The sequence below is a fragment of the Amycolatopsis sp. w19 genome (assembly GCF_051373225.1).
Lineage (GTDB): Bacteria > Actinomycetota > Actinomycetes > Mycobacteriales > Pseudonocardiaceae > Amycolatopsis > Amycolatopsis japonica.
Genome location: NZ_JBPQFM010000005.1, coordinates 344,315 through 368,221, shown reverse-complemented (window position 1 = coordinate 368,221; position 23,907 = coordinate 344,315). Strand labels below are relative to the sequence as shown.

Annotated in this window: 20 protein-coding genes; 10 read left to right on the top strand and 10 right to left on the bottom strand. The window is 69.6% G+C overall.

The genetic code is table 11. The features are described 5' to 3' along the window. Window positions 1–46: 46 nt before the first annotated feature. Both ACSMFO_RS14540 and ACSMFO_RS14535 read left to right on the top strand, forming a co-directional pair. The gene (locus ACSMFO_RS14540; RefSeq protein WP_360092814.1) at window positions 47–1,279 is read left to right on the top strand and encodes a hydroxyacid-oxoacid transhydrogenase; all 1,233 of its coding nucleotides are present in this window, start codon (window positions 47–49) and stop codon (window positions 1,277–1,279) included. Further along, window positions 1,273–1,692, top strand: coding sequence for an acyl-CoA thioesterase (locus ACSMFO_RS14535; RefSeq protein ID WP_081975695.1), 420 nt, complete (start codon window positions 1,273–1,275; stop codon window positions 1,690–1,692). The genes ACSMFO_RS14540 and ACSMFO_RS14535 overlap by 7 nt, the downstream gene beginning before the upstream one ends. Here ACSMFO_RS14535 and ACSMFO_RS14530 read toward each other — a convergent pair. The 4 genes from ACSMFO_RS14530 to lanKC all read right to left on the bottom strand — a co-directional run bounded on the left by ACSMFO_RS14530 (window position 1,648) and on the right by lanKC (window position 7,917). After that, the gene (locus tag ACSMFO_RS14530) at window positions 1,648–3,384 is read right to left on the bottom strand and encodes an ABC transporter ATP-binding protein (RefSeq protein WP_436458985.1); all 1,737 of its coding nucleotides are present in this window, start codon (window positions 3,382–3,384) and stop codon (window positions 1,648–1,650) included. The two genes, ACSMFO_RS14535 and ACSMFO_RS14530, sit on opposite strands and share 45 nt — an antisense overlap. Next, window positions 3,381–5,048 carry an ABC transporter ATP-binding protein gene (locus tag ACSMFO_RS14525; RefSeq protein WP_436458984.1) on the bottom strand — a complete coding sequence of 556 codons (1,668 nt, stop codon included), beginning with the start codon at window positions 5,046–5,048 and terminating at the stop codon, window positions 3,381–3,383. The genes ACSMFO_RS14530 and ACSMFO_RS14525 overlap by 4 nt, the downstream gene beginning before the upstream one ends. Window positions 5,049–5,190: 142 nt before the next feature. Then, on the bottom strand, window positions 5,191–5,334 hold the full coding sequence (locus ACSMFO_RS14520; protein WP_123798255.1) for a SapB/AmfS family lanthipeptide: 144 nt from the start codon (window positions 5,332–5,334) through the stop codon (window positions 5,191–5,193). 39 nt (window positions 5,335–5,373) lie between these two features. Next, window positions 5,374–7,917, bottom strand: a complete 2,544-nt coding sequence (gene lanKC / locus ACSMFO_RS14515) for a class III lanthionine synthetase LanKC (protein WP_436458983.1) — start codon at window positions 7,915–7,917, stop codon at window positions 5,374–5,376. A gap of 425 nt (window positions 7,918–8,342) precedes the next feature. Between lanKC and ACSMFO_RS14510 the strand changes: the two genes are divergently transcribed. Beyond that, window positions 8,343–8,708, top strand: coding sequence for a hypothetical protein (locus ACSMFO_RS14510; RefSeq protein ID WP_073846130.1), 366 nt, complete (start codon window positions 8,343–8,345; stop codon window positions 8,706–8,708). Beyond that, on the top strand, window positions 8,701–9,123 hold the full coding sequence (locus tag ACSMFO_RS14505) for a hypothetical protein (RefSeq protein ID WP_174492075.1): 423 nt from the start codon (window positions 8,701–8,703) through the stop codon (window positions 9,121–9,123). Before ACSMFO_RS14510 ends, ACSMFO_RS14505 begins: the two co-directional genes overlap by 8 nt. Before the next feature lie 15 nt (window positions 9,124–9,138). Here the strand turns inward: ACSMFO_RS14505 and ACSMFO_RS14500 are convergent, their stop codons facing one another. Next, window positions 9,139–10,125 carry an MCE family protein gene (locus ACSMFO_RS14500; RefSeq protein WP_436458982.1) on the bottom strand — a complete coding sequence of 329 codons (987 nt, stop codon included), beginning with the start codon at window positions 10,123–10,125 and terminating at the stop codon, window positions 9,139–9,141. A gap of 106 nt (window positions 10,126–10,231) precedes the next feature. Further along, window positions 10,232–10,624 (bottom strand): MerR family transcriptional regulator, encoded by a 393-nt coding sequence (locus ACSMFO_RS14495; protein ID WP_038520341.1) that lies wholly within the window; start codon window positions 10,622–10,624, stop codon window positions 10,232–10,234. 56 nt (window positions 10,625–10,680) lie between these two features. Here ACSMFO_RS14495 and ACSMFO_RS14490 point away from each other — a divergent pair, with 56 nt between their 5' ends. Further along, complete coding sequence (locus ACSMFO_RS14490; protein WP_436458981.1) at window positions 10,681–11,637, top strand: SDR family NAD(P)-dependent oxidoreductase; 957 nt, start codon at window positions 10,681–10,683, stop codon at window positions 11,635–11,637. Window positions 11,638–11,881: 244 nt separating this feature from the next. Here the strand turns inward: ACSMFO_RS14490 and ACSMFO_RS14485 are convergent, their stop codons facing one another. Next, window positions 11,882–12,970 carry an alpha/beta hydrolase family protein gene (locus tag ACSMFO_RS14485; RefSeq protein ID WP_436458980.1) on the bottom strand — a complete coding sequence of 363 codons (1,089 nt, stop codon included), beginning with the start codon at window positions 12,968–12,970 and terminating at the stop codon, window positions 11,882–11,884. A 140-nt stretch (window positions 12,971–13,110) separates the two neighbouring features. Here ACSMFO_RS14485 and ACSMFO_RS14480 point away from each other — a divergent pair, with 140 nt between their 5' ends. After that, window positions 13,111–14,307, top strand: coding sequence for a sensor histidine kinase (locus ACSMFO_RS14480; protein ID WP_360124627.1), 1,197 nt, complete (start codon window positions 13,111–13,113; stop codon window positions 14,305–14,307). Then, window positions 14,304–14,951: a response regulator gene (locus ACSMFO_RS14475; protein WP_436458979.1), complete on the top strand. Its 648-nt coding sequence runs from the start codon at window positions 14,304–14,306 to the stop codon at window positions 14,949–14,951. The genes ACSMFO_RS14480 and ACSMFO_RS14475 overlap by 4 nt, the downstream gene beginning before the upstream one ends. Here ACSMFO_RS14475 and ACSMFO_RS14470 read toward each other — a convergent pair. Both ACSMFO_RS14470 and ACSMFO_RS14465 read right to left on the bottom strand, forming a co-directional pair. After that, window positions 14,941–15,585, bottom strand: coding sequence for a GNAT family N-acetyltransferase (locus tag ACSMFO_RS14470; protein WP_436458978.1), 645 nt, complete (start codon window positions 15,583–15,585; stop codon window positions 14,941–14,943). The genes ACSMFO_RS14475 and ACSMFO_RS14470 overlap by 11 nt on opposite strands. A 102-nt stretch (window positions 15,586–15,687) precedes the next feature. Further along, the gene (locus ACSMFO_RS14465; protein WP_005149851.1) at window positions 15,688–15,891 is read right to left on the bottom strand and encodes a cold-shock protein; all 204 of its coding nucleotides are present in this window, start codon (window positions 15,889–15,891) and stop codon (window positions 15,688–15,690) included. A 183-nt stretch (window positions 15,892–16,074) separates the two neighbouring features. On the opposite strand from ACSMFO_RS14465, the gene ACSMFO_RS14460 reads away from it, so the two are divergent. Continuing rightward, window positions 16,075–16,908, top strand: coding sequence for an alpha/beta fold hydrolase (locus tag ACSMFO_RS14460; protein WP_436458977.1), 834 nt, complete (start codon window positions 16,075–16,077; stop codon window positions 16,906–16,908). Window positions 16,909–16,928: 20 nt separating this feature from the next. Continuing rightward, window positions 16,929–17,648, top strand: coding sequence for a MerR family transcriptional regulator (locus tag ACSMFO_RS14455; protein ID WP_436458976.1), 720 nt, complete (start codon window positions 16,929–16,931; stop codon window positions 17,646–17,648). 25 nt (window positions 17,649–17,673) lie between these two features. Here ACSMFO_RS14455 and ACSMFO_RS14450 read toward each other — a convergent pair whose 3' ends face one another. Continuing rightward, window positions 17,674–19,200: a nucleobase:cation symporter-2 family protein gene (locus ACSMFO_RS14450; RefSeq protein ID WP_436458975.1), complete on the bottom strand. Its 1,527-nt coding sequence runs from the start codon at window positions 19,198–19,200 to the stop codon at window positions 17,674–17,676. Window positions 19,201–19,413: 213 nt separating this feature from the next. On the opposite strand from ACSMFO_RS14450, the gene ACSMFO_RS14445 reads away from it, so the two are divergent. Beyond that, window positions 19,414–23,874 carry a DUF6531 domain-containing protein gene (locus tag ACSMFO_RS14445; RefSeq protein ID WP_436458974.1) on the top strand — a complete coding sequence of 1,487 codons (4,461 nt, stop codon included), beginning with the start codon at window positions 19,414–19,416 and terminating at the stop codon, window positions 23,872–23,874. Window positions 23,875–23,907: the final 33 nt, after the last annotated feature.

Sequence of the window (23,907 nt, the reverse complement as noted above, 5' to 3'; positions counted from 1 at the left end):
AGCCACCGCCGGACGTGAAACTGTTTTCACTTACGGGGCGCCTGCCTTGAAGTACGGCACCGGGTCGAGCGATGAGATCGGCTACGACCTCACCCAGTACGGCGCTCGCCGGGTGCTCGTCCTGACCGACGCGGGTGTCGCCGCGACGGGCTGGCCACAACGGATCGCCGAAGGCATCGAGACCTATGGCATCGAAGCCGTCGTCTTCGACGGCGTGCATGTCGAGCCGACCGACGTCAGCATGCGGAAGGCCGTCGACTTCGCCCGGGGACAGGGCGAGTGGGACGCCTTCGTCGCCGTCGGTGGCGGGTCGGCCATCGACACCGCCAAGGCGGTGAACCTGTTGACCAGCAACGACGGCGACCTGATGGACTACGTCAACGCGCCGGTCGGCGGCGGCCGCGCCCCGAGTTCGCCGCTGAAACCGCTGGTCGCGGTGCCGACCACCACCGGGACGGGCTCGGAGAGCACCACGGTCTGCGTGCTGGACGTGTTGTCGCTGCGGGTGAAGAGCGGCATCAGCCATCTCCGGATGCGGCCGAGCCTCGCCGTGGTCGACCCGAGGCTGACGGTCTCGCAGCCGCCCGAGGTGACCGCCGCGAGCGGGATGGACATCCTTTGCCACGCAGCGGAAAGCTACACGGCCAAGCCGTACACCGAGTTCGACCGGAAGCGGCCGGAGGACCGGGTTCCTTACTGTGGCTCGAATCCGCTGGCCGACATGTTCGCCGAGCAGTCGCTGCGGCTGTTGTCGTGGGCGTTGCCCGCGGCCGTGCGCGACGGCTCCGATATGAAGGCGCGCGAGGCGATGGCGCTCGCGGCGACGTTCGCCGGGCTCGGGTTCGGCAACGCCGGGGTGCACATCCCGCACGCCAACGCGTATCCGATCGCCGGGCAGGTGCGGGACTTCCACCCGTCCGGGTACCCGGGCGACGAAGCGATGGTGCCGCACGGGATGGCCGTCTCGCTGACCGCGCCGGCGGCGTTCCGGTTCACCTTCGACGCCGCGCCCGAACGGCACATCCGGGTGGCTCGGCTGCTCGCGCCGGATTACGAATGGCCGGGCGATCTGCGGGATCATCTGCCCGCGGTGCTCGGGCAGATCATGCGGGAGATCGGGATCCCCAACGGGATCGGCGCCGTCGGCTACACCGAGTCCGATGTGGACTCACTGGTTTCCGGCACGGTGAAACAACAACGGCTGCTGGCGACGGCGCCGCGCGAGGCGTCCGAAGCCGACCTCGCCGTCATCCTGCGGGAATCGGTGACGCTGTGGTGAACGCCGAGTATCCGCACTGGCAGACGGTTCCGTTGCGGTGGAAGGACAACGACGTCTACGGACACGTCAACAACGTCGTCCACTATTCGGTGATGGACACCGTGATCAACACCTGGCTGATCGAACGCGGCGGACTCGACATCGAGACCGGTGAGGTCATCGGGTTGTGCGTGGAATCCCAATGCAAGTACCACGCTTCGGTGTCGTTCCCGGGAGAACTCGAAGTCGGCCTGCGGGTGGGCCATCTCGGCCGGTCCAGCGTCCGCTACGAGGTCGGGATGTATTCGAAGGAGACGGTGATCGCGGAAGGTCACTTCGTGCACGTCTTCGTCGATCGTGAATCCCGGCGGCCGGTCCCCGTCGAGGGGCTACTCAGGAGCGCGCTGGAAGAACTGCGCACTGGGCTGGGGTAGCCGCGGCGACCACGCGTGCATGAGCTGGGCGTAGCGCGTGGACCGGTCCATGAGTTCGAGGTGGGTGCCGAGGGCGGTTTCCTTGCCGTCCATCACCAGGACCCGGTCCGCGCGCAGCGCCGACGTCAGCCGGTGCGCGATCACCACCAGCACCCCGCCCCGCTCGGCGAACGCCCGTTCCGCGCGGGCTTCGGCGGGCGGGTCGAGGTGCGACGTCGCCTCGTCGAGGATGACGACGGTCGCGTCGCTCGCGTACACCCGGGCGAGCGCGATCAACTGCGCCTCACCGGCGGACAGCGTGCCGTGCCCGATCTCGCCGTCGAGCCCGCCCAGCCGCGTGACCAGCGGTTCCGCGCCGACGGCCCGCACCGCCGCCAGCAGTTCGCCGTCCATCGCGGTCTGCGCGAACAGGCCGACGTTGTCCCGCACGGACCCCGCGAAGACGTAGGCCTCCTGCGGGATCAGCGCGATCATCCGGTGCCGCAGCGCCGCCGGGACCTCCCGGACCGGCGCCCCGCCGAGCAGCACCCGGCCACCCTGCGGTTCGAGCATGCCGGTCAGGAGCCCGGCCAAGGTCGACTTGCCGATACCGCTCGGCCCCACGACCGCGAGCCGCTCGCCGGGCCGCAGGTGGAGATCGAGTCCTCGCACCACCGGTTGCGCGGCCGCGCCCCAGCTGAAGGTCAGGTCGCGCACGTAGATCGCGGTCCCGTCGGGTTCGGCCGTTCCGTCGGGTTCCGGTTCGGCCTGCGCGGTCTCCGCGAGCCGCCGCAGCGCGACGATCAGCCGCAGCACCACGGTGCTCGCGGTCGCGGCCAGCCCGCGCAACGCCGGCTGCATCGTCGTCGCCAGATAGACCAGCGCGCCGAGCGCGGCACCGGCGGTGAGCACCCCGGCCTGGACCATGCCTGGAGCCACCAGCAACGCCAGGAGCAACGGAACGAAACCACCGGTCGCGATCACGACCGTCCGGGCCGCCCCGGACCGCGCCACCCGCACGGCCGCCTTGGCCTGCGTGTCGATGGCGTCGTAGAGCTCCAGCGCGGCCAAGGGTTCCGCGCCGCACGCGACGATGTCCCGCATACCGGACAACGACGCGCCCGCGACCTCGGCGGTCCGCTCGTCGGCCAGCGCGAGCGCGCGCTGACGCCGCGCCAGTGACGGGAGCAGGCAGGCGAACACGAGGACCGAGACCACCACCGGGATCGCGACGATCAACGCGAGCGAACCGGCGACGGTGAACAACCCGGCCAGCGCCGCCACCGTCGTCACGATCATCCCGCGCGCCTGCACCAGCAGTCCGGCCGTGGCGTCACGCACCACCTCGACGTGCTGGGTGATGCGGGCGACGCCGCTGGCGTCCGGCTGATTCCGCGGTGGCGCCGGATCGTGCAGGACCCCGCGCACGACGGCGGTCACCAGCGCGTCGCGCAACGGCTCGACGACCTTGCCGAGCTGATGCCACACCAGCCGCGAACCGAACGCGCCGATCACGGCGACCAGCCCGAAGACCGCGAGCCAACGCAGTCCGGTGCCTGGCCGATCCGCGGCAAACCCCTCGTCAACCGCGAGTTCGACCAGGCGACCGGACAAGAACGCGGGCGCGCTCTCCAGTACGGAGCAGGCCAGCAGCACCAGCCCGCCGCGCCATTGCCCGGCCAGCGCCGAGCGGTAGAGCCCCCAGACGCTCATTGCGCACCCTCGGTGAAAACAGCGCGATAAGCCGGAGTCCGCCACAGTTCGTCATGGGTGCCGACCGCCCGGACGCGGCCGTCTTCCAGCCACACCACCGTGTCCGCCCGCGACGCGGTGGCCGCGCGATGCGTCACCACCACCCTGGTCCTGCCGGGCAAAGTGCGTTCGATCGCCTCCTCGACGGCGGCTTCGGTGACCGTGTCGAGGCTGGCGGTGGCGTCGTCGAGGATGAGCACCCGCGGCGCGTGCGCGATCGCGCGCGCCAGCCCGATCCGCTGCGCCTCCCCGCCGGAGAGCGGGGTTTCCCTGAGCGGCGTCCGGTAGCCGTCCGGCAGCCGGACGATCAGGTCGTCGACCTGCGCGGACCGGCAGGCGGCGCGTACGGCGGCCTCCCCGGCCCACGAGCCGTAGCCGACGGCATCGCCGATCGTCGCGCCGAGCAGCGCGGGCCGCTCGAAGGCGAACCCGACGACCGCGCGGAGCTCGTACGGCCGCAGCTTCTCCAGCGGACGGCCGTCGAGCGTCGCCGTCCCCTCGTCCGGGGTCAGCAACCCACCGAGGACGTTGACCAGCGCGGACTTCCCCGAACCGGACCGCCCGACGACCGCGGTGAACCGGCCGCCCCGCACGAGCAGGTCGACGTCGCGCAACGCGCCCTCGACGGTGACGCCGCGCAGTTCGAGCGTGCCCCGCCCGGGGACGACGCCGAGGTCACCCGGTTCAGGGACCGGCGCCTCCAGCACCTCGGTGATCCGCCACGCACACGACCGCGCGCGGGAAAGTGTGGTGAGCAACGGAATCTGCGTGATCAGGCCCATGCCGAGGGCGACGTAGCCGAGGGCCGCGAGGACCTGGCCGACGGTCAGCCTGCCTTCCAGCACCCCGAAACCGGCGGCGGCGAGCACCGCGAGCTCGACCGCGGGCAGCAGCAGACCGGACCGCCACACCATCCGGGCCTGCGTCCGCCACATCCCGCGGCCGGCGAGGCTCAGCTTCGGCAACGGCCGCAACACACGGTCGGCTTCGCGGTCGGCGGTGCCCGACGCGGCGATCGTGCGGAGCCCGGCGACGGCGTCGACCATCCTCGCCGCGAGCTCGCCGGACACCTCTTGATAGGTGAGGACGTCGTCGGCGGTGTTCTTCAGGTGGGTGCGCGCGAGCATCAGGCCGAACGGGATGCTGCCGAGGAAGACGAGCGCGAGCCGCCAGTCCATCAGCGCGAGCAGGACGACGGCCCCACCGGAGATGAGGGTGGTCGACCCGAGCTGCACGACGACGGAGGCGACCAGTCCCGCGCCGGTGCAGTCACCGGTGAGCCTGCTGATCGCGTCACCGTCGGCGAAGGTCGATCGGGTGCCGAGCGCGAGATAGCGGTCGGCGAGCTTGCGGCGCAGCCAGGCCGTGGCGGACGCGGTCATCCGCGCGGTGAGGATGCCGCCGATCAGGCCGACGGCGATTTCGGTGACGCCGAGGACGATCAGCCAGGTGACCTCGGGCAGGCTGGGCCGTCCGGCGACGACGGCGTCGACCGCGGCGGCGAGCGCGCCGGGCAGGAGCAGCCCCGCCGCCGTCCCGGCGAGCGCGCTGAAGATCAGCGCGATCAGGCGGGGACGATCCAGTGCGGTCACCGTGACCAGCAACCGATCGGCGGAACCCGCCATCCCACTCCTTAGTCCTGGTGACCCCGCGACCGCGCCGGCGGACACCGTGATCCCAACGAGATGAACCGGAAGGCAAAATGAAGACGCGGGAGCGGCGCACTTGGCCTGTGCCGCTCCCGCGCCTTCAGTGCTCAGCCGTGACTCAGTGGCAGGTCAGCAGGCTGACGGTGCTGTTCGCGCAGGAGGCCAGCAGGCTGAGGTTGCTCGCGCCGCCGTGGCTGCCACCGCCGCCACCTTCGAGAACCTCGGGGGCTTCCAGGGCCTGCAGGTCGAGAACCAGTTCCATGGTGTTCCCTTTCACTAGTTACCTCTTGGTCCGCCGCCCTCATCGGACGGCAGTTCGGGAGGACAGGAAAGGCAGCGCGGCCTTCCCGTCCAGGGTGGCGGCCAAGGCGAGCAGGACGCCCGCGCCGCCGGTGACGACGTCCATCGACAGCCGCAGCAGCTGGTTGCCGGGGAACGCCAGGCCGCCCTTGTACGGCACCGCGTACCAGGCCAGCCGGGAAAGATGCAGGTCGATGGCGTCGCGGACGCGCTGGTCCGGTTCGGCGCCCATGGCCAGCGCGGTCATCAGCCCGCCCCTGCCGAACAGCAGCCCGGGGTGGATGACGAACTCGCCGCGGCACGCTTCACGCAGGCCGGGAAGGCTCTTCAACGCCTTCGCGTCGGGACGGTGCTTCGCCAGCTCCTCGGCGACCATGAGGATCCCGGCACTGCCGACACCCGCGTAGGGCAACGTGCGGGTCTCGCCGTCGCGGACCTGCAGCGAGCCGTCGTCGGACTCGACGCATTCCTCGATGTCCCGCTCCAGCGCCTGGTCGGCGAAGGACAGCCAGCCTTCTTCGCGGGTGCGTTCGAACAGCCGCACGAACAGCAGCGCCGGACCGGACCAGCCGTTGAGCAACCCGGCGCGGCCGAAGTCGCCAGGCGGGTCGGCGATCTCCAGCGCTTCGGCGAGCCGGACGGCGGTGGCGAGCGCCTGCCTGCCGAACTCGTTGTCCTTGCGGGCCACCGCGAAGTGCAGCTGAGTGAGCCCGATCCCGGACAGGCCGCCTTCCAGACCGTGGTCGGTGGTCTGCTCGACCAGCGTCGTCGACGCCGCCAAGAGCCTGGTGGCCTCTTCGCGGTAACCGAGCTCTTCGAGGACGTACGCGATCCCGTACGAGCCGTCGTAGAACCCCGGCCGTCCGGGCGGATCGCGGCGGATCGCGTCCAGCAGCCAGCGTTCGTGCGCGGGATGCCGCTCACCGCTGACCGCCTTCAACGCGTGGAGGACGCCGGCCGCGCCGTAGCCGAAGCACGCTCCGCCGACGCGGAACTGCTCGATGTCGCCGGGGAAGAGCCGGTCGGTGCGCTCGGGGGTCGCGCTGGCGAGGATCGCCTCGGTGATCTGCTTGCGGACCAGCGCCCAATCCGGCCGTTCCTGGTCCAGCTCGGTGGCGCTCGTGAGCGGCGGCACGTTCCGGGGTGCGAGCTCCGCGACGATCGAGTCGGCGTAGCCCTCCGGGACGTCGAAGCGCTGCTGGACGAAGTCCGCGAGCCCGCGCAGCTTCGCCGGGGCGAGTTCGAGGAGCGTCGTGAGCGGCAGGAAGATCCACAGCTTCAGGACAGCGAGCGCGTACTCGTCGACCTCGAACCCGTTCCGGTCCCTCGGAGCACGGAAGCCGGGCGCGCCGAGCGCGGGCCGAGTGCCGCTTTCGATGTCCGAAGCCATCTCGAAGTCGATCAGGGAGACCGCGTCGTCGTCCCCGTCCACGAGGATGTTCAGCGAGTGCAGGTCGCCGAAGACGATCCCGCGGCCGTGCACCTCGCCGACCATCGCCTCCACCCGCCGGACCAGCGCCAGCGCGCGTTCGGTGTACGCGGCGATGTCGGCCTCGGTGGTGTCGCGCCGGGTGAGCGGGTAGTTGCGGGCCAGCCAGTTGCCGAGCGAGACGCCGGGCATGTACTCCATCGCCAGGAAGTGGTGCTCCCAGACGGTGAAGCGGTCGTAGGCGGTGGGGATGCCGTCGATGCCCTTCAGCCGCTCCAGCACCTCGTGCTCACGGCGGAGGCGTTCGACGGCGTCGACCTCGTCCCGGTCCAGGCCGGCGAACGGCCTGGCCTCCTTGAGGACCACTCGTTCGTCGTCGGCCTTCCGGTCGGCGAGGTACACGCCGCCGCCGTTGGAGAAGTGCAGAGAACTTTTCACCTGATAGGGGAACTGATCCGCACCGCCGCTCTTGCGAGCTGCGAGATGAGGCGCGAGGAACTCCGGAATCGCCACCCAGTCGGGTACGGAGAAGGTCGGTTCGCGCTTGTCCGGGACCAGCGTCCCGTCCGGTTTGCGTATCGCGAGGACCCGCTTGCCGTCGAGTTCGACCCATTGCTCGGCGAATCCGCCGTAGCGGACGTAGAGCGGGCCGGCACCATACCGAAGATCACTGAGAATGTACGCGCCGGGCTCGCCGTCGAGCTTCGCCGACAACGCCGTGAGAACACGCTCCAGCTCGTTGTTGTCAGCCGGATAAAGAGTCAGTAACTTACCGCTTCCGTCACGCGGGGCGTATTTCGAATTCCTGGCCAGCAGGGTCGTCCGCGAACGCAGATGCTTGTAGGACACGGCGTGCTCGACACAATGCTCGTGCACCTTCACGAGCACCCGCTCGGCGTTGCCCAAACCTGCCGACACGTGGATTTTCCAGCCCTGCAAGGGAAGGTTTCGAGCAACAGGGTGCAGTAACCGCCACACTCCGCGCACCCCGGTGCGCCAGCCGTCCCCGGGAGCGGGCAACAGGGAGGCGAAATCGTCGGCGGCGTCCCCGGTTTCCCGCTGTTCATCGAAGAACAGTGGATCGGCGAAGCAATACGCTTCGTACCGGACGTCCATCGAGCGCCCCCTCCTTGGCACCAATCGGATGGGCCATGTGCACCATCGCGATGCAGAATATTCCACCCGCCGGACCCCGAACGGCCAATCCGCCATATCGGGGGTTCGGATGGGCTGTTCAGGGACGTGAATTCGAAAACTACCGAATGGTAGGGGTACCCAGCGTGAGATCAACTCGGATTCCAACCACCCGGTCGGTGTGTAACAGGAACGCACCGGCGTCGTAATCCCAGGTGGAGGCACTGAACGCAATAATGCGCAACGAAATTGACAGAGCGCCAACCGGCCGCGCTTCGTGATCTATTCACCCGAGGTCTGGACCACTCTTCGTCTCGTGGCGCCCGCCACGCGGCCCACCGGTCGCCCGTCGGCGATGATCGGCCCGGAGGTACGTTGTCGCCGGTGGAGCGGGTAAGGAGGCCGACGTGATCACAGGGTTCGCGGTGACCGTCGCGATCTGCGCGACGCTGGTCGCGGCGTGGAGTTTCGTCCAGGCGGCGCGCAAGAAGTTGCCGGACAACGCACTACTCGCCGGCCTCGCCGTGATCGAAGTACTCCTGGTGGCCCAGCTCGTGATCGGTGTCGTCCTGCTGATCGGCGGCGGCCGCCCCGGCAGCATGGCCACCTATCTCGCCTACCTGATCGGCTGCCTGGTCGTGCTCCCGCTCGGAACGTTCTGGGCGCTGGCCGAGCGCACCCGGGCCAGCACCGCGATCCTCGGCATCGCGTGCCTCGCCATCCCGGTGATGGTGCTCCGGCTGCACGAGGTGTGGGCGGGCGCCAGTGCCTGAAGAAACCGAGGAGAAGACGGTGGACACCGCGACGGACAAGGCCTCCGGCCCGGGGCGGATCCTGGTCGCCGTGTACGCGATCTTCGCGTTGGCGGCGACTTCACGCGCTGCCGTGCAGATCAGCACCAAGTTCCACGAAGCCCCGCTGGCCTACGCCCTCTCCGCGTTCGCGGCCGTCGTCTACCTGCTGGCCACCGTGGCGCTGGCCCGCCGCGGCGCGGGCTGGTGGCGGATCGCGCTGATCGCCTGCGGTGTCGAACTGCTCGGCGTGCTGACCGTCGGCACGTTCAGCCTTTTCGACCGCGAGGCCTTCCCCCACGCCACCGTGTGGTCGGTATACGGGCAGGGCTACCTCTTCATCCCGCTGGTGCTGCCGGTGATCGGGCTGTTCTGGTTGCGGCGGACGAAGCCCTGACGGAGAGCGTGCCGCTCACTTCTCGAAGCAGCCCTTTTCGTTGAGCGGGCCGAACGTCGGCAGGACCAGCCCGCACAGGTAGCCGTCGATCCAGCGGCCGTTGCCCGCGACGTTGGTGAGCACCCGGATCGCCGGCGCGAACGCGGCGATCCCCTTGGCCAGCGAATCCTGATTGCGCTGGAGCATCGACGTCAGCCGGTCGAGTTGTTCGAGCACCGGCCCCAGCTGCCCGTCGTTGTCGGCGATGATGCCGTCGAGCGCGGTCGCGAGCCGTTTCGAGCCGTCGAGCAGGTCCTTGATCGCCTGCTGCCGGGTGGAGATCGCGCGCAGCAGCGCGTTGCCGTCCTGGATCAGCCGCTGGGCCTCGGTGTCGCGGTCGACGAGGGTCTGCGAGACCTGCCGCGTGTTCGCGACGAGCGTCCGGAGCTGCCGGTCCCGGGAGGCGATGGTGCCGGAGAGCTTCGTGATCCCGTCGAGCGCGGAGCGGACGTCGGCGGGCGTATCGGCGAAAGTCGCCGAAATCGTGTCGAAGCTTTTCGCCAGTTGGCCGACGTCGATGGCGTCGACGGTTTTCGACAAATCCCGAAACGCTTCAAGGACATCATACGGCGCGGTGGTCCGCCGCAGCGGGATCGGGTCTCCGGGGTCGAGGATCGCTTCGCCACGCGGGTCGAGCGCCAAGTACTTCTGCCCCAGGACGTTCTTGATCTGGATGGACGCGCTCGTGGCGTCGCCGACCCAGGCGTCCTTCACCCGGAAGGAGACGAGCACGCGATCGCCTTCGAGGTCGATTTCGGAAATCTTGCCGACCTTCACCCCGGCGATCCGGACGTCGTTGTCGGCGCGCAGTCCGCCCGCGTCGGAGAATTCGGCGGAATACGTCGTGCCGCCGCCGATCACCGGCAAAGCGTCGGCGTTGAGCGCCGCCGCCATGCCGAGGGCCATCGTGGTGAGCCCGGCGAGCGCCACCTTGACCGGATCCACCGCGCCGAAGGACCTCATCGTCTCACCTCGCAGGTCACGAGCGGCAAAGCTTAGGGGCCGCCCTTGCCCATCGCCAGGCGAAACGTTGCACCGATCGGGTGGCAACGTCTGTCCACTGTGGACCCTAACGCCAGAGCTCGTTCGCGGTCCCCCGCGCGACGTGCTCCTCGTAGACCTCGACCTTCCGGCTGATCAGTTCCAGGCAGTCGGCCAGCTCGGCGATCCGGTCGCGGACGGTGTTCTGGTGCTCCCGCAGCAGTTCGAGCCGCTTTTCCTCGTTTCCCGGCCCTTGGCGGACGAGTTCGGCGAATTCGCGGATGACGGCGAGCGGCATTCCGGACGCCCGGAACTTCGTGCAGTTCAGCAGCCAGTCGACGTCGTGTTCGGTGTACACGCGGCGCCCGTTCGCGTCCCGTTTCACCGGTGCCGCGAGCAGCCCTTCCTTCTCGTAGAAGCGAAGCGCGTGGACGCTGAGGCCCGTCCGCTCGGTGACCTGGCCGATCGCGAGTTCCGTCACCGGACCGACGATAGCGCCTTGACCTAGAGAGCCCTCTAGCTCTTAGCGTCCGCCTCATGACCACCGCACAACACAAGATCGGCTCCGGCTTCGGCGCGCGCAGCACCGCCGAAGAAGTACTGAACGGCATCGACCTCTCCGGCAGGCTCGCCCTCGTCACCGGCGGATATTCGGGACTGGGCCTGGAAACCACGCGGGCATTGGCGAACGCCGGCGCGCATGTCGTCGTCCCCGCGCGCCGTCCGGCCGACGCCGGGGCCACCCTCGCCGGGATCCCCGGCACCGAGGTCGGCGAGCTCGACCTGGCCGATCTGGCGAGCGTCGAGGCCTTCGCCGGCCGCTTCCTCAGCAGCGGCCGCCCGATCGACATCCTGATCGCGAGCGCCGGGATCATGGCCGCGCCGGAACGGCGGGTCGGCCCCGGCTGGGAGTCGCATTTCGCGATCTGCCATCTCGGTCACCACGCCCTGGTGAACCGGCTTTGGCCCGCTCTGAAGGCCGGCGGCGGCGCCCGCGTCGTCATGGTGGCCTCGTCCGGGCACCACTCGTCGCCGATGCGCTGGGACGACGTCCAGTTCGAGCGCGGCTACGACCGCTGGCTCGCCTACGGCCAGGCCAAGACGGCGAACGTCCTGTTCGCGGTGCACCTGGACAAGCTCGGCGCCGAACACGGCATCCGCGCGTTCAGCCTGCATCCGGGCGCCATCCTCACTCCCCTGCAGCGGCATCTGCGGCCGGAGGAGATGGTCGAGCGCGGCTGGATCGACGAGCACGGGAACCAGGCCGACCCGGAGTTCAAATCGCCGGAGCAGGGCGCGGCCACCCAGGTCTGGGCGGCGACGTCGCCGCGGCTCGACGGACTCGGTGGGCTCTACTGCGAGGATTGCGACGTCGCCGAGATCGCCGCTGAGGAGGGCGAGTGGGTCGGCGTGCGTCCGTACGCGATCGACGCCGGTGAGGCCGAGCGGCTGTGGAAGTTCTCCGCCGGCCTCACCGGGTTGTCGATCGGCTAAGGCGAACGTGTCGGCCGCTGTCTCCGCCGACGAGTGTCCTGGCTCCTCCGCACAGGGAGTCGTTGATGAAGGAATTGGGACGTTGAGTGTCCCAATTCCTTCATCGTCGCGGTGGCCGTCCTGGTCTTGAACCGTGATCGTGCCGGTCACGCCCCTGGGCGGACGACCGAGTGGGGAAGATCCTGGACGTTGGACGGCCGGAATCTTCCCCACTCGGCCCCGGCCTCACCGGGGTCCCCCTCGGCTAGTTCCAGAACTTGATCTCCGGGTTGTCCGCCACCGGCCCGTCGAGCAACGGCTGGTGCCCGCCGCGCAGGTTCGCGTCGAAGAACGCCGAGACGTACGCCCTGGTCAGCCGCATCCCGCGCTCGCCACCGAGCAGGCCGGGCTTGGTCAGGCCGAGCTGCTCACCGAGGACGCCGACGTCGGTGAAGGACGCGTGCCCGGCCGTCGCGACGCTGATCCAGCGCTTCCAGCCGGTGAGGTTCGGCCAGCTGCCCGCCCAGGTCGTGTCCGGGCCGGCCGGGGTGTACTCGCTTTCGCGGCCGAGCAGCAGGAACGGCCGGTCGATGCCGGACGCGGGGATCGGCGACCACAGCCTGCCGTCCATGTCGACGCCCGCCCGGATCCGCTGGTCGTCGACCATCGCGGTCGGCGCGCTGTACCCGCCGATGGAATGGCCCGCCATCCCGATCCGCGTCCGGTCGATCAGCCGGGCCCAGCGCGAGGAAGGCTTGGTCAGGGTGTCGAGCACGAAGGAGACGTCCGCGGAGCGGATCGGCGGGAGCAACGTGGAGTCGGATCCGCAGGCGGCGCATTCGGTGACGCGCCCGTCGGGGAACGCGGTGCCGTGGGACTCGTAGTTGTGGCCGATCAGCGCGACCACGAAACCCTTGCTCGCCAGCTCTTCCGCCAGGCCGGTGAGCGTGGTGCGCGGTTTGCCGAATCCCGGCGACAGGACGACGAGCGCGTGCCTCCCCAGGAGCGGCGGGGCGTCGACCCTGGCGCTGGTCCGGAGCCCGGAGAGCAGCCCGGGGTCGACGTCGGGCAGGCCCGATTCGGTCAGGAACGCCTTGGCCTCGGCCGAGGTGAGGTAGGGCCGCTTCGGGCCGAACGGCACCAGCGCGGGGTAGAACATCGACACCATCAGCTCGCGCGGCCCGGCCGGCACCCAGGGATCCTTGCGCGAAGAGTCGATCAGATGCAGATCGCTGGAGCCGACGGGATGCGAGCCGGTCGGCGGCGGCAACTTCAGTCGTGGAGCCGCCGCGGCCGGGCTCGCCAAGGAAACCATGCCGGCGAGGGCGACCAGCGCGACGAGAAGCCTTCTCATGAGGATTCCGTTTCTGTCGGGGATCTTCCTGCGTCCAGCCTGGGACCCGTCGTCGTATTCGCGCGTCTGCCGCAGGTCGTATCCCGATGTCTGCCGCGAGAGGGATCCGCGAGGCCCCCATCCGGGATTACGCTCGGCCGGTGCTCTCCTTCCTCAGGAACCACCCGAAAGCCGTGGACATCGGGCTGACCGTGCTCATCGGACTGTCCACTGTGGTCTCGGCCGACGATCCAGAGGGCTTCGACTGGTGGCTGACCTCCTTGGTGTCCTTGGCTTCCCTGCTCGTCCGGCACCGTAATCCCACGATCACTTTCGCGACCGGCGCGACGGTCTCACTCCTGCATCTGGCCATGGGCAACGATCTTCGCCCGGTCGACGTCGTGGCCTTGATCGGTCTCTTCTCCGTCGCGGCTTGGGGGTCGCGACGGCTTTCGTTCGCCCTGCTGGCGGCGAGCCTGCTGGTCGCCGGAGCGTGGGCGATCCACGCCGCCGACGCGAATACGCGGGAACCGGCTCCGCCACCGCCGCGGATCATCATCATCGATCGGCTGGCACCTCCCGGACCCGAAGACGACCAGGTGCAGGACTGGGGCGGTTTCGCCGGCATCGGGTTGTCGCTCGCGGTGGCGTGGCTCGCCGGGCTGAACACGCGGCAGCGCCGGATCCGCCTTTCGGTGCTGGAACAGCGGGCCGCCGACCTCGAACGCGAGCGGGACACCCAGGCCGCGCTGGCCGTGGCCGCCGAACGCGGCCGCATCAGCCGCGAGCTGCACGACGTCGTCGCGCACGCGCTTTCCGTGGTGGTGTTGCAGGCGCAGGGCGCCCAAGCCGAACTGGAACGGCGGCCGGAACGGGCGCGGGAAGCGCTCGACGCCATCGTCGGCACCGGACGGACCGCGTTGGGCGAGATCCGGCGCCTGCTCGGCGCGCTCGGCCAGGACGAGCCGGATTGGGAGCCCCAACCGGGCGCGGAACGCCTGCCGCGGCTGGCCGCCGACATCCGTTCCGCGGGGACGCCGGTCGAGTTCCTGGTCGAAGGGGAACCCCGCCCACTTCCGTCCACAGTGGACTTGGCGGCGTACCGGATCGTGCAGGAAGCGCTGACGAACGTCCTGAAACACGCCGGTCCGGCGGCGTCGGTGACTATCGTGATGAGGTATGGGCCCGAGACGCTGGAGATCGAAGTGACCGACGACGGCACCGCGACGGAAGAGCCGTCCGGCGCCGGGCACGGCCTCGAGGGCATGCGGGAACGGGTGAACGTCCTGGGCGGCACCTTCGACGCGGGACCGCGTCCGGAACGCGGCTTCGCCGTCCGCGCGACCCTGCCGTCATGACGATCCGGGTGGTCATCGCCGACGACCAGTCGCTCGTGCGCACCGGCCTGCGGATGATCCTGGACAACGCGGACGACATCGCCGTCGTCGGCGAGGCAGGCGACGGGGCGGAAGCCGTCGCGCTGGTGGCGGACCTCGATCCGGACGTGGTGCTCATGGACATCCGGATGCCCGAGATGGACGGCGTCGAGGCCACCGCCGCGATCGCCGCGGCCCACCGCGCCCGCGTCCTGGTGCTGACCACGTTCGACCTGGACGAGTACGTCTACGCAGCGCTCCAGGCCGGGGCCAGCGGCTTCCTGCTCAAGGACGCGCTGGCGCCGGATCTGCTCTCCGGCGTCCGCGTGGTCGCCTCCGGCGAGGCCACCCTCGCGCCGACCGTCACCCGGCGGCTGCTCGACCGCGTCGTCACCGGCCTGCCCGCGGCGCCGCCGGACGACCGGCTCGCCCTGCTCACCGGACGTGAGAACGAGGTGCTGCAGCAGCTGGCCAGGGGCCTGTCCAACGCCGAGATCGCCGAACTGCTGTTCCTCTCACCGGGGACGGTGAAAACGCACGTCGGCCGCATCCTCACGAAGCTCGGCCTCCGCGACCGCGTCCAGGCGGTCGTGTTCGCCTACGAGTCCGGGCTGATCAGCCGCTGACCGCGGCGGGCGCGCGCCAGTGCTTGCCACGGCGGGGCCGCCGGTGCTGGCCACGCCTGCCGAGGTCGCCGAGGGCGTCCGGTGGTCGTGCGGCGAATTCCTCGGCCGTGATGCCCATCCGCACCAGGTACTTGATCTCGCCACGCACCACCTCGGTGTCGGCCAGCCTGCCTTCCTCGCGGAAGCCGAGGCCGCCGTGCAGCGAGAGCGACGCGAGGTTGCCGCCGTAGACGCTGACCTCGCATTTGCGGAAGCCGCGCTGTCCGAACATATGCGCCAGCAGGACGGTGATGGCGTCCGTGGCGTAGCCGCAGCGCTGGTGGCGCGGCGCGATCCCGATGCCGTAGCCGAACCGGCCGGTCGCGGGGTCGGCGCCGATGGTGCAGACCGAGCCGACCAGCATCCGGCCGCGCACGGTCTCGATGCCGAAGTGGATGTCGTCGCCGGCGGACCCCGAACGGTGCGAAGCCCAATGCCGGTGCCCGCCGCCGATCAGCGGCGTCGCCTCGCGGGCCATGTCGCGGTCGAAGCCCATCAGGACCCGGCGGTCCCGGAGGCCGACCTCGCGCAACCGCACTTTCCGCCCGACCTGCTCGGGCTCCAGGGCGGAGCGGCTCACCGCGTCCGGCCGCACGGGTGCTCACGAACGATCACAAGCATGCTTCGACGATATCGGTAGCCGAAACGCCCGAAGGCCCCCACCCGGTACGGATGGAGGCCTTCGGCGTGAAGAAAGTCAGATGGCGACGACGCGCTGGGCCTGCGGGCCCTTCTGACCTTGGCCGATCTCGAACTCGACGCGCTGCCCCTCGTCCAGGGACTTGAAACCGCTGCCCTGGATCTCCGAGTAGTGCACGAAAACGTCCGGTCCGCCGTCGTCCTGAGCGATGAAGCCGAAGCCCTTTTCGCCGTTGAACCACTTAACGCTGCCCTGAGCCATACTTTTTTACCTGCTCTTCATAGCGAGTCTGAGCCCATTCGATGCCCCGATCTCGCCGTCCATTGTCGCAGGTCTTGCCCGTTCGCACACGCTGCCATCCCGAACCGGGTCATTTCCCCAGGTCAGCGTCGACCTTCCCGGCTGCTTGACCTTGACCCTGCGTCAGGGTCGGAGCCTTGCCGCATGACGAACACACCCCCTGTCGGAGGACTCCAGGAGATCGACGACCGCCGCCTTTTCGTGCACCGATCGGGTGACGGTGGGCCCGCCGTCGTGTTCTTGCCGGGCGCCGGCGCGGTCGGCCTCGACTACTTCGGCGTCCAGCAGGAGGTCGCGCGGTTCACCACCGCCGTGGTGTACGACCGCGGCGGGACGGGCCACAGCGACGCCCTCCCCCTGCCTCGCACCGCCACCGCGGTCGCGTCGGAACTGCGCGAGCTGCTGGTCAGCCTGGACATTCCCGCCCCGTACGTGCTGGCGGCGCACTCACTCGGCGGCCTCTACGCGCACCGGTTCGCGCAGCTCTATCCGCGCGACGTGGCCGGGCTGGTCTTCCTGGACGCCCTCCATCCCGACTGGGACGGCTTCATGCCGCCCGAGGCGAGCCTGTCGGCGGCCGGGCGGCCGTCACCCGGTCCGGATCGCGCCGCCCTTCGCGCGATGTACGCCGAGCTGCGCGAGGACTACCCGGAAGACGTGCGCGAGGCGCTCGTCGACGCCAAGGTGAGCGACGAGTGGCTGCGCATCGGCGCCGCGGAGCGCACCGGGCTGGTCGCGCTCGCCACCGAACTGCGATCCGGGCCGGAGCTGCCCGACGTCCCGGCGATCGCGCTCACCGTCGTCGCGCATCCGCCGCAGGAGATCGACGAGGCCAAGATGAAGATGGACGCGGCCCGGGTCGGCGGGTTCTCCCGAGGGGAACAACGCGTCCTCACCGACACACTGCATCATCGGCTCTGCTTCGATCGCCCTGACGCGGTGGTCCAGGCGATCCGCGACGTCGTCGAAGGCTTCTAGGCTCAGGAAGAGGAGGACGGGTGCTCACGATCGGCCAGCTCGCGGCGACCGCGGGCGTGACCGTGCGCACCGTCCGCCACTACCACCACATCGGCCTCCTGCCCGAGCCCGAACGGGACGCCTCCGGTTACCGCCGCTACACCGCGCAAGCGGCGGTGGACCTCATCCGGATCAGGACCCTCGCCGACGCCGGGGTGCCGCTGGCCCGCGTCGACGCGCTGCTGCACGCGGAGCCCGCCGAGTTCGCCGCCGCCATTTCCGACATCGACGCCGAACTCCGGCGCAAGATCGACCGGCTCGCCGAAAACCGCCTCCGGATCGCCGAACTGACCGGCGGCGAGCGGCTCGTCCTGCCGCCCGACGTGGTCGCCCTCCTGGAGCGGATGCGCGGTCTCGGCGTCAGCGAGCGGCGGGTGCTGCTCGAACGCGACGCGTGGATCCTGATGCGGGCGCTGGATCCCCGCGCCGTGCCGGAACGGGTCCGGGAGAAGAACGCCGCCTTCGACGATCCCGAGACGCTCCGCGTGTACCTCGCCTGTGATCAGGCCGTCGGCTGGGACCCGCGCGATCCGCGCCTGGACACGCTCATCGACGACCTGGACGCCTGGGCGGTCGAACACGAGCGGCGGGGCGGCCGTCCGGGGTACGGCGAGCTGGTGGTTTCCCGTGTCTCCGAGGCTTCCCCGGCGTGGCAACGCGTTGTCGGCGAGCTCGCCCGGCGGCGCGCCCAGCGCGGATAGTTCAGAGTTCCCCGCCCGGCCTCGCTCACCCGTGTGCGTCGGGCTCCGAACCGATCCGGTAGGACACCGGCCTGCCTTCCTCGTCTCGCACCTCGACCGGTTTGCCGTCGGCGTCCACGATCTTGCCGTCGACGATCTTGTCGCCGTTTTCGAGCCGGGAGAAGGCTTTCAGGTCGGAGTAGTCGATCACCCTGGTCGCCGTCGCGAACACCGACGGATCACTGCCCGCCTTGGCGGGCTTGAGGTGGTTGAACAACAGGTTCAGCACGACGGCCGTGAGCGCGGCGGAGCTGATCCCCGAATGGAAGATCGTGCCGACCCACGCCGGGAAGTGGTGATAGAACTCCGGCGCCGCGATCGGGATCATGCCCATCCCGACCGAGGCCGCGACGATCACCAGGTTCATGTTCCCGTTGTAGTCCACTTTGGACAGAGTCTTGATGCCGGACGCGGCGACCGTGCCGAACAGCACGAGACCGGCACCGCCCAGCACCGGATACGGGATCGCGGCCACCACGCGGCCGAGCACCGGGAGCATGCCGAGGATCAGCAGGATCACGCCGCCGGCGGTCACCACGAACCGGCTCCGGATCCCGGTGATCGCGACGAGGCCGACGTTCTGGGCGAACGCGCTCTGCATGAAGCCGTTGAACACCGGCGCGATCGCCGAAGACGCCATGTCGGCACGCAGCCCGTCACCGATCCGGCGTTTGCCGACGCGGGTGTCGACGATTTCGCCGACCGCGAGGATGTCGGCCGTGGTCTCCGTGAGGGTCACCAGTACGACGATGAACATCGACACGATCGCGGCGACGTCGAAGGTCGGCATGCCGAAGGCGAAGGGCGCCGGAACCGCGAAGATCGGGCCGTCCCAGACCTGGGAGAAATCGGCCTTGCCCAGCACGGCGGCCAGTACGGTGCCCACCACGATCGACAGCAGGATCGAGAGCCGGGAGATCGCCGGGACGGCGACCTTGCTGAGCAGCAGCACGATCGCCAGCGTCATCGCGGCCAGCCCGACGTTGGAGACCGAACCGAATTCCGGCGACTTGGTGTTGTTGCCCATCGCCCACTGGGCCGCGACCGGCATCAGGCTGAGCCCGATCACGGTGATGACCGTCCCGGTGACGACCGGCGGGAAGTACTTCACCAGCCGCGAGAACACCGGCGTGATGAGCAGGCCGAGCGCCGCGGACGCGATCACCGAGCCGAAGACGGCGGGCAGTCCGCCGTCCGCGACGATCGCGGTCATCGTCGCCACGCCGGCGAAGGAAGTGCCCTGGACCAGCGGCAGCCGGGAGCCGAAGAAGGGGACGCCGAACGATTGCAGGATCGTCGCCAGCCCGCCGATGAACAGGCACGACGCGACGAGCAGCCCGATCTCCGCCGTCGAAACGCCCGCGGCACCGCCGATGATCAGGGGCGGCGCGATGATCCCGCCGTACATCGTCAGGACGTGCTGGATGCCGTAAGTGAAACTCTTGCCGATCCCGAGCCGTTCGTCCTCGGGCCTGCCGCTCGCGGCCGTTTCGGCCTGCGTCCTCTTCACCATGGATCCGCCTCTCGGTAGAAGCGAGCGATGCCGGGCAATTTCAATCTGCGGAGGTTAACTTCCGCATGGCAGAACTTGCAAGCCCCTGCCCGTACGGGTCGTCCTTCCGGCGCGCGGACAAAGATCCTTTCCCGCACAAGGAGCCAGGGCGCGGCGATGGTAGAAACGCCTGGCCCAGTCGGCGAGATCCCGAAGGCAGGAAGACGGCACACCATGGCGAATCCGCTGGTCGCTGAACGTGAGGACTCCACCAAGGGGCACACCGGCGTTCCGCTGCTGGAATCGGCGAACGACCTCAAAGAAGGCATCGAGAAGGGCGACTGGGCCGCCGTCGCGATGGGCGCCGTCGGGACGGCTCTCGACGCGCTTTCGATGGCCATGGATCCGTTCGGGTCGATCCTCGCCGCGGGCGTCGGCTGGCTGCTCGAACACGTCGGCCCGCTGTCCGACGCGCTCGACGCCCTGACCGGCGACGCCGACCAGATCAAGGCGCAGGCCGAAACCTGGGCCAACATCGCCAAGGAACTCGGCGCCGTCGGCACGGAGCTGACCGACCTGGTCAAGGCCGACCTGCAGACCTGGGCCGGTGACGCGGCGGACCGCTATCGCGAGCGCTCGGCGGACACCGTCAACGTCCTCACGGCCGCGCAGAAGGGCTGCGAAGGAGCCTCCAGCGGGGTCAAGACCGCGGGCGAGGTCGTCGCCGCCGTCCGCACCCTCGTCCGCGACATCATCGCCGAACTCGTCGGCCACCTCATCAGCTGGGCGCTGCAGGTGCTGTTCACCCTCGGCATCGGGCTGACCTGGGTGGTGCCGCAGGTGGTGACCGCGGTCGCCAAGACCGCCGCGAAGATCGCCGACATCACCACCAAACTCGTCAAGGCGCTCAAAGGCCTGATGCCGCTGCTCAAGCGGGCCGACTCGCTCTTCGACGACGCGGCGAAGGCCCTGCGCAAACTGAAGGGCGGGAAGGTCGACGCCCCGCCGCCGCCCAAGACCAAGGGCGGCAACGATCGCGGGCTCGACACCAAGAAGGACAAGGATCCCGACGAGGGCACCACCAGCTCCAGCGCCGACGGCAAACCCGACAACGGCAACAACAACGGTGGCGGCAACTCCAACGACAAGGGCACCAACACCAAGTCCGACAACGACCAGACGAACAGCAGCGGCGCCGGCGGCGGAGGCGACCGGGACCGGGGCGGGAACAACGACACCACCAAGAAGGACGGCAACGGGGACCGCTCGACGCCTTCGGATTCCAAGAACTACTGCGGTGACCCCGTCGACGTCGCGACCGGTGAGGTCGTCATGAAGCAGGTCGACGTGACGTTGCCCGGCGACGCGGCGGAGCTGGAGCTCTCCCGCACGCATCTCTCGTCCTACACCGCCGGACGCTGGTTCGGTCCTTCTTGGACGTCCACAATGGACCAAAGGCTGGCGTTCACGGGCGATCGGGTCCTGTTCTACGCCGAAGACGGCATGGTGCTCACCTATCCCGTTCCGGCGGCCACGCCCGTGCTGCCGGTGCAGGGTCCGCGGCACCGGCTGCGCCGCGCGGCGGACGGCTACCGGCTGTCGATGGGCGATCGCGAACTGCGTTTCGCCGGCGCGGGCCGGATCCTGCCGCTCGTGGCCATCGAGCAGAACGGCGGGCGCACGGAATTCGCGTACGCGGCCGACGGCTCTCCCGTGGGACTCCGCCGCGACGACGGCGTCGAAATCGCGATCGGCACGGCGAACGGGCGGATCGTCGCGCTCGGCGCTCCGGGGCAGCCGCCGCTCGTGCGCTTCGCCTACAACCGGCACGGCCAGCTGAGCACCGTCACGGACTACGCCGGGCGCCCGATGACACTCGACTACGACTTCGGGCACCGGCTCGTCGGCTGGAAGGACCGCACGGGCACCTGGTACCGCTACGTCTACGACGACGCCGGACGCTGCGTCCGCGCCGTGGGCGCGAGTGGTTACTACAACGCGACGTTCGCCTACGAGCCCGGCACGACCCGGCACACCGACGCCGTCGGCCACACGTGGACGTATCGCCTCAACGACGCCAAGCAACTGATCGAACGGATCGATCCGCTGGGCAACTCCCAGCGCTACAGCTGGAACCGGCGCGACGAGCTTTTGTCCACAGTGGACGAAATCGGCCGCGAGACCGGTTACGAATACGACGAACACGGCGAACTGGTGGCCGTCCACCGGCCCGGCGGGGCAACGGTGTCGCTGGCACACGCCGAGGGCGAGGTCCGGCTCTCGGCGGGAGACGTCCGGCGGACGGTCCCCGCGTTCGATCCGGCCACCACCCTCACCGGCACCGGGCTGCCGATGGAGATCCCGGACGCGCCCGACCCGCTCACCGACGCCCCCGTGACGGATCGCCCCGGCGACCGCGACCTGTTCGGCCGCCCGCGGCTCACGTACACGGCGTCCGGCGGCGCGGCGAAGCTCGGCTGGACGGCCGACGGCCGCCGCGCGTGGCGGCTCGGTCCCGACGGTGGCCGCGAGACGTGGGTGCACGACGCGGAAGGCCACGTCGTCGAGCACCGCGACGCGACCGGTGCCGCGCGACGCCGCAAGTACGGCCCGTTCGGCCTCGTCCTGGAGGAGACCGACGCGGCGGGCGCGCGCACGCTGTTCACCTACGACGGCGAACTGCGGCTCACCTCGGTGACGAATCCGAACGGCCTCACCTGGCGCTACGTCCGCGACGCCGCGGGACGGCTCGTCGAGGAGACCGACTACGACGGCCGCCGGATCGGCTACACCTACGACGCCGCCGGGCAACTGCTTCGCATGACCAGCAGCACGGGCGACGCGACCGAGTACTTCTACGACCTCCAGGGCAACGTCGTGGCGCGGCGCACGCCCGACGACGTCACGCGGTACGAATACGACGCGCTCGGCAGGTTGATCGTCGCCGAGAACGTCGAGTCGCGGGTCGAGATGGCGCACGACGACGGGGATCAGGTCGTCGTCGACACGATCAACGGGCTCGGGGTGTGCTGGCGTCACGAAGGCGACGCGCTCCTGCGCCGGACATCGTCCGGTGTGGACAGTGAGTGGCGGTTCACCGAATCGGGACTGCCGCGGTCGCTGAAGATCGCCGGGCACGAGATCGAATTCGGCTACGACGACGCCGAACGCGAGATCACGCGCAGCGTCGACGGCACTGTGGTGCTCCAGCGGCGCTTCGACGCGGAAGACCGGCTCGCCGAAGAGGAGATCGCGGGGGTCGGGAAGCGCGTGTACGGCTACCGCCCGGACGGCAGGCTCGCCGCCGTCGACGACGCGATCCGGCCGTGGCGGCTCGCCTTCGACGCCGCGGGCCGGGTCAGCGAGGTACGCGGACCCGCCGGAGTCGAGCGATTCGCCCACGACGCGGCGGGCAACCTCACCCACGACGAGGGCGTCTACGACTCCGACGAGCGGGGCCGCGTCACCGCCGACCGGTCCTGCGCCTACGAGTGGGATCACCTCGACCGGCTGCGCTCGGTGCGCACTCCCGACGGCGCGCTCTGGACGTACCACTACGACCCGCTCGGGCGGCGGTTCGCCAAACGCCGCTGGCTGATCGATCAGGACGGCGAGGCCGAACTCACGCACGACGTCCGCTTCCTGTGGAGCGGGATGAACGTGGTCGAGCGCATGGACTACGACCCCGCCGACGAGTCCTACCGGCTCTTCACCTGGGAACGCTACGACGACGACCGTCCGGTCGTGCAGATCGAGCGCACCGGCGCCGCGGAAGACGTGACGTTCCGCGCCGTGATCACGTCACCGGCGGGCACGCCGACCGAGATGCTCGACGAACGCGGCACGCTCGTCTGGCAGGACCGCAGCAGTTTCTGGGGTGTGCCGCTGCCCGGCGCGGACACCGCGTCTATGCCGCTGGCCTTCCCCGGCCAGCACCGCGACGAGGAAACCGGGTTGCACTACAACGTTTTCCGGTACTACGACCCGCGGACCTCGCGCTACCTCAGCCAGGACCCGCTCGGCCTCGCGGCCGCGCCGAACCCCGTCGGCTACGTCGATCAGCCGCTGCTCATCGGCGACCCGCTCGGCCTCGTCCCGCCCTGTGGGCGGAGCGGTCCGGGCAACCAGCCGCGGCCCCAGCCGATCGGCAACAGGGGCCAACCGATCCCGCCGCGAAGGAGCCCGAGGGGGCACTACAAGCGCGTCGACAAGATGACGAAAGAGGAGTTCGAGGCGTTCAAGCCGGAACTCGAACAGATCCTGAAGGCCGACAAGCACTACTTCTGGTCAGGCGGGCACAAGCGGCGCAAGACCGACGGGTCCGAAGAGTACCTCGGCCCGGTCATGGATACGGCCGAGCAGATCGCGAAGAAGGACGGCGGCAATACGCTCGAAGGGATCCTCAAGGACCACGGCATCCGGATGCCCGGTTGGATCAACGATCCCAAAGACCCGAACAAGGCACTCGTCCAGGAGAAATGGGACTTCGTCTCCGAGACCTTCGCCAAGAACTCCACCAAGGACACGCACGTGGTCTTCCCCGGCTGGCCGGGCAAGGGGTTCGACACCTTCCCGTACCGCCGTGACGACAACGTGTTCAAGGTGACCGAGTACCCACGGCTGCAGGAAATGGGCGTCGACATCACCAAGCACAACTCCATCACCGGCCACAAGCGTCCGTACCGGGACACCTGACGTTGCTCCTGAAGGAGCACTTTGGTATACCAA

Bases quoted from the DNA above. Each gene is read 5' to 3' on its own strand.
- ACSMFO_RS14530 (WP_436458985.1), bottom strand. From the start codon at position 3,384: ATGAGCGTCTGGGGGCTCTACCGCTCGGCGCTGGCCGGGCAATGGCGC.
- ACSMFO_RS14525 (WP_436458984.1), bottom strand. From the start codon at position 5,048: ATGGCGGGTTCCGCCGATCGGTTGCTGGTCACGGTGACCGCACTGGAT.
- ACSMFO_RS14520 (WP_123798255.1), bottom strand. From the start codon at position 5,334: ATGGAACTGGTTCTCGACCTGCAGGCCCTGGAAGCCCCCGAGGTTCTC.
- lanKC (WP_436458983.1), bottom strand. From the start codon at position 7,917: ATGGACGTCCGGTACGAAGCGTATTGCTTCGCCGATCCACTGTTCTTC.
- ACSMFO_RS14500 (WP_436458982.1), bottom strand. From the start codon at position 10,125: ATGAGGTCCTTCGGCGCGGTGGATCCGGTCAAGGTGGCGCTCGCCGGG.
- ACSMFO_RS14490 (WP_436458981.1), top strand. From the start codon at position 10,681: ATGACCACCGCACAACACAAGATCGGCTCCGGCTTCGGCGCGCGCAGC.
- ACSMFO_RS14485 (WP_436458980.1), bottom strand. From the start codon at position 12,970: ATGAGAAGGCTTCTCGTCGCGCTGGTCGCCCTCGCCGGCATGGTTTCC.
- ACSMFO_RS14475 (WP_436458979.1), top strand. From the start codon at position 14,304: ATGACGATCCGGGTGGTCATCGCCGACGACCAGTCGCTCGTGCGCACC.
- ACSMFO_RS14465 (WP_005149851.1), bottom strand. From the start codon at position 15,891: ATGGCTCAGGGCAGCGTTAAGTGGTTCAACGGCGAAAAGGGCTTCGGC.
- ACSMFO_RS14460 (WP_436458977.1), top strand. From the start codon at position 16,075: ATGACGAACACACCCCCTGTCGGAGGACTCCAGGAGATCGACGACCGC.
- ACSMFO_RS14450 (WP_436458975.1), bottom strand. From the start codon at position 19,200: ATGGTGAAGAGGACGCAGGCCGAAACGGCCGCGAGCGGCAGGCCCGAG.
- ACSMFO_RS14445 (WP_436458974.1), top strand. From the start codon at position 19,414: ATGGCGAATCCGCTGGTCGCTGAACGTGAGGACTCCACCAAGGGGCAC.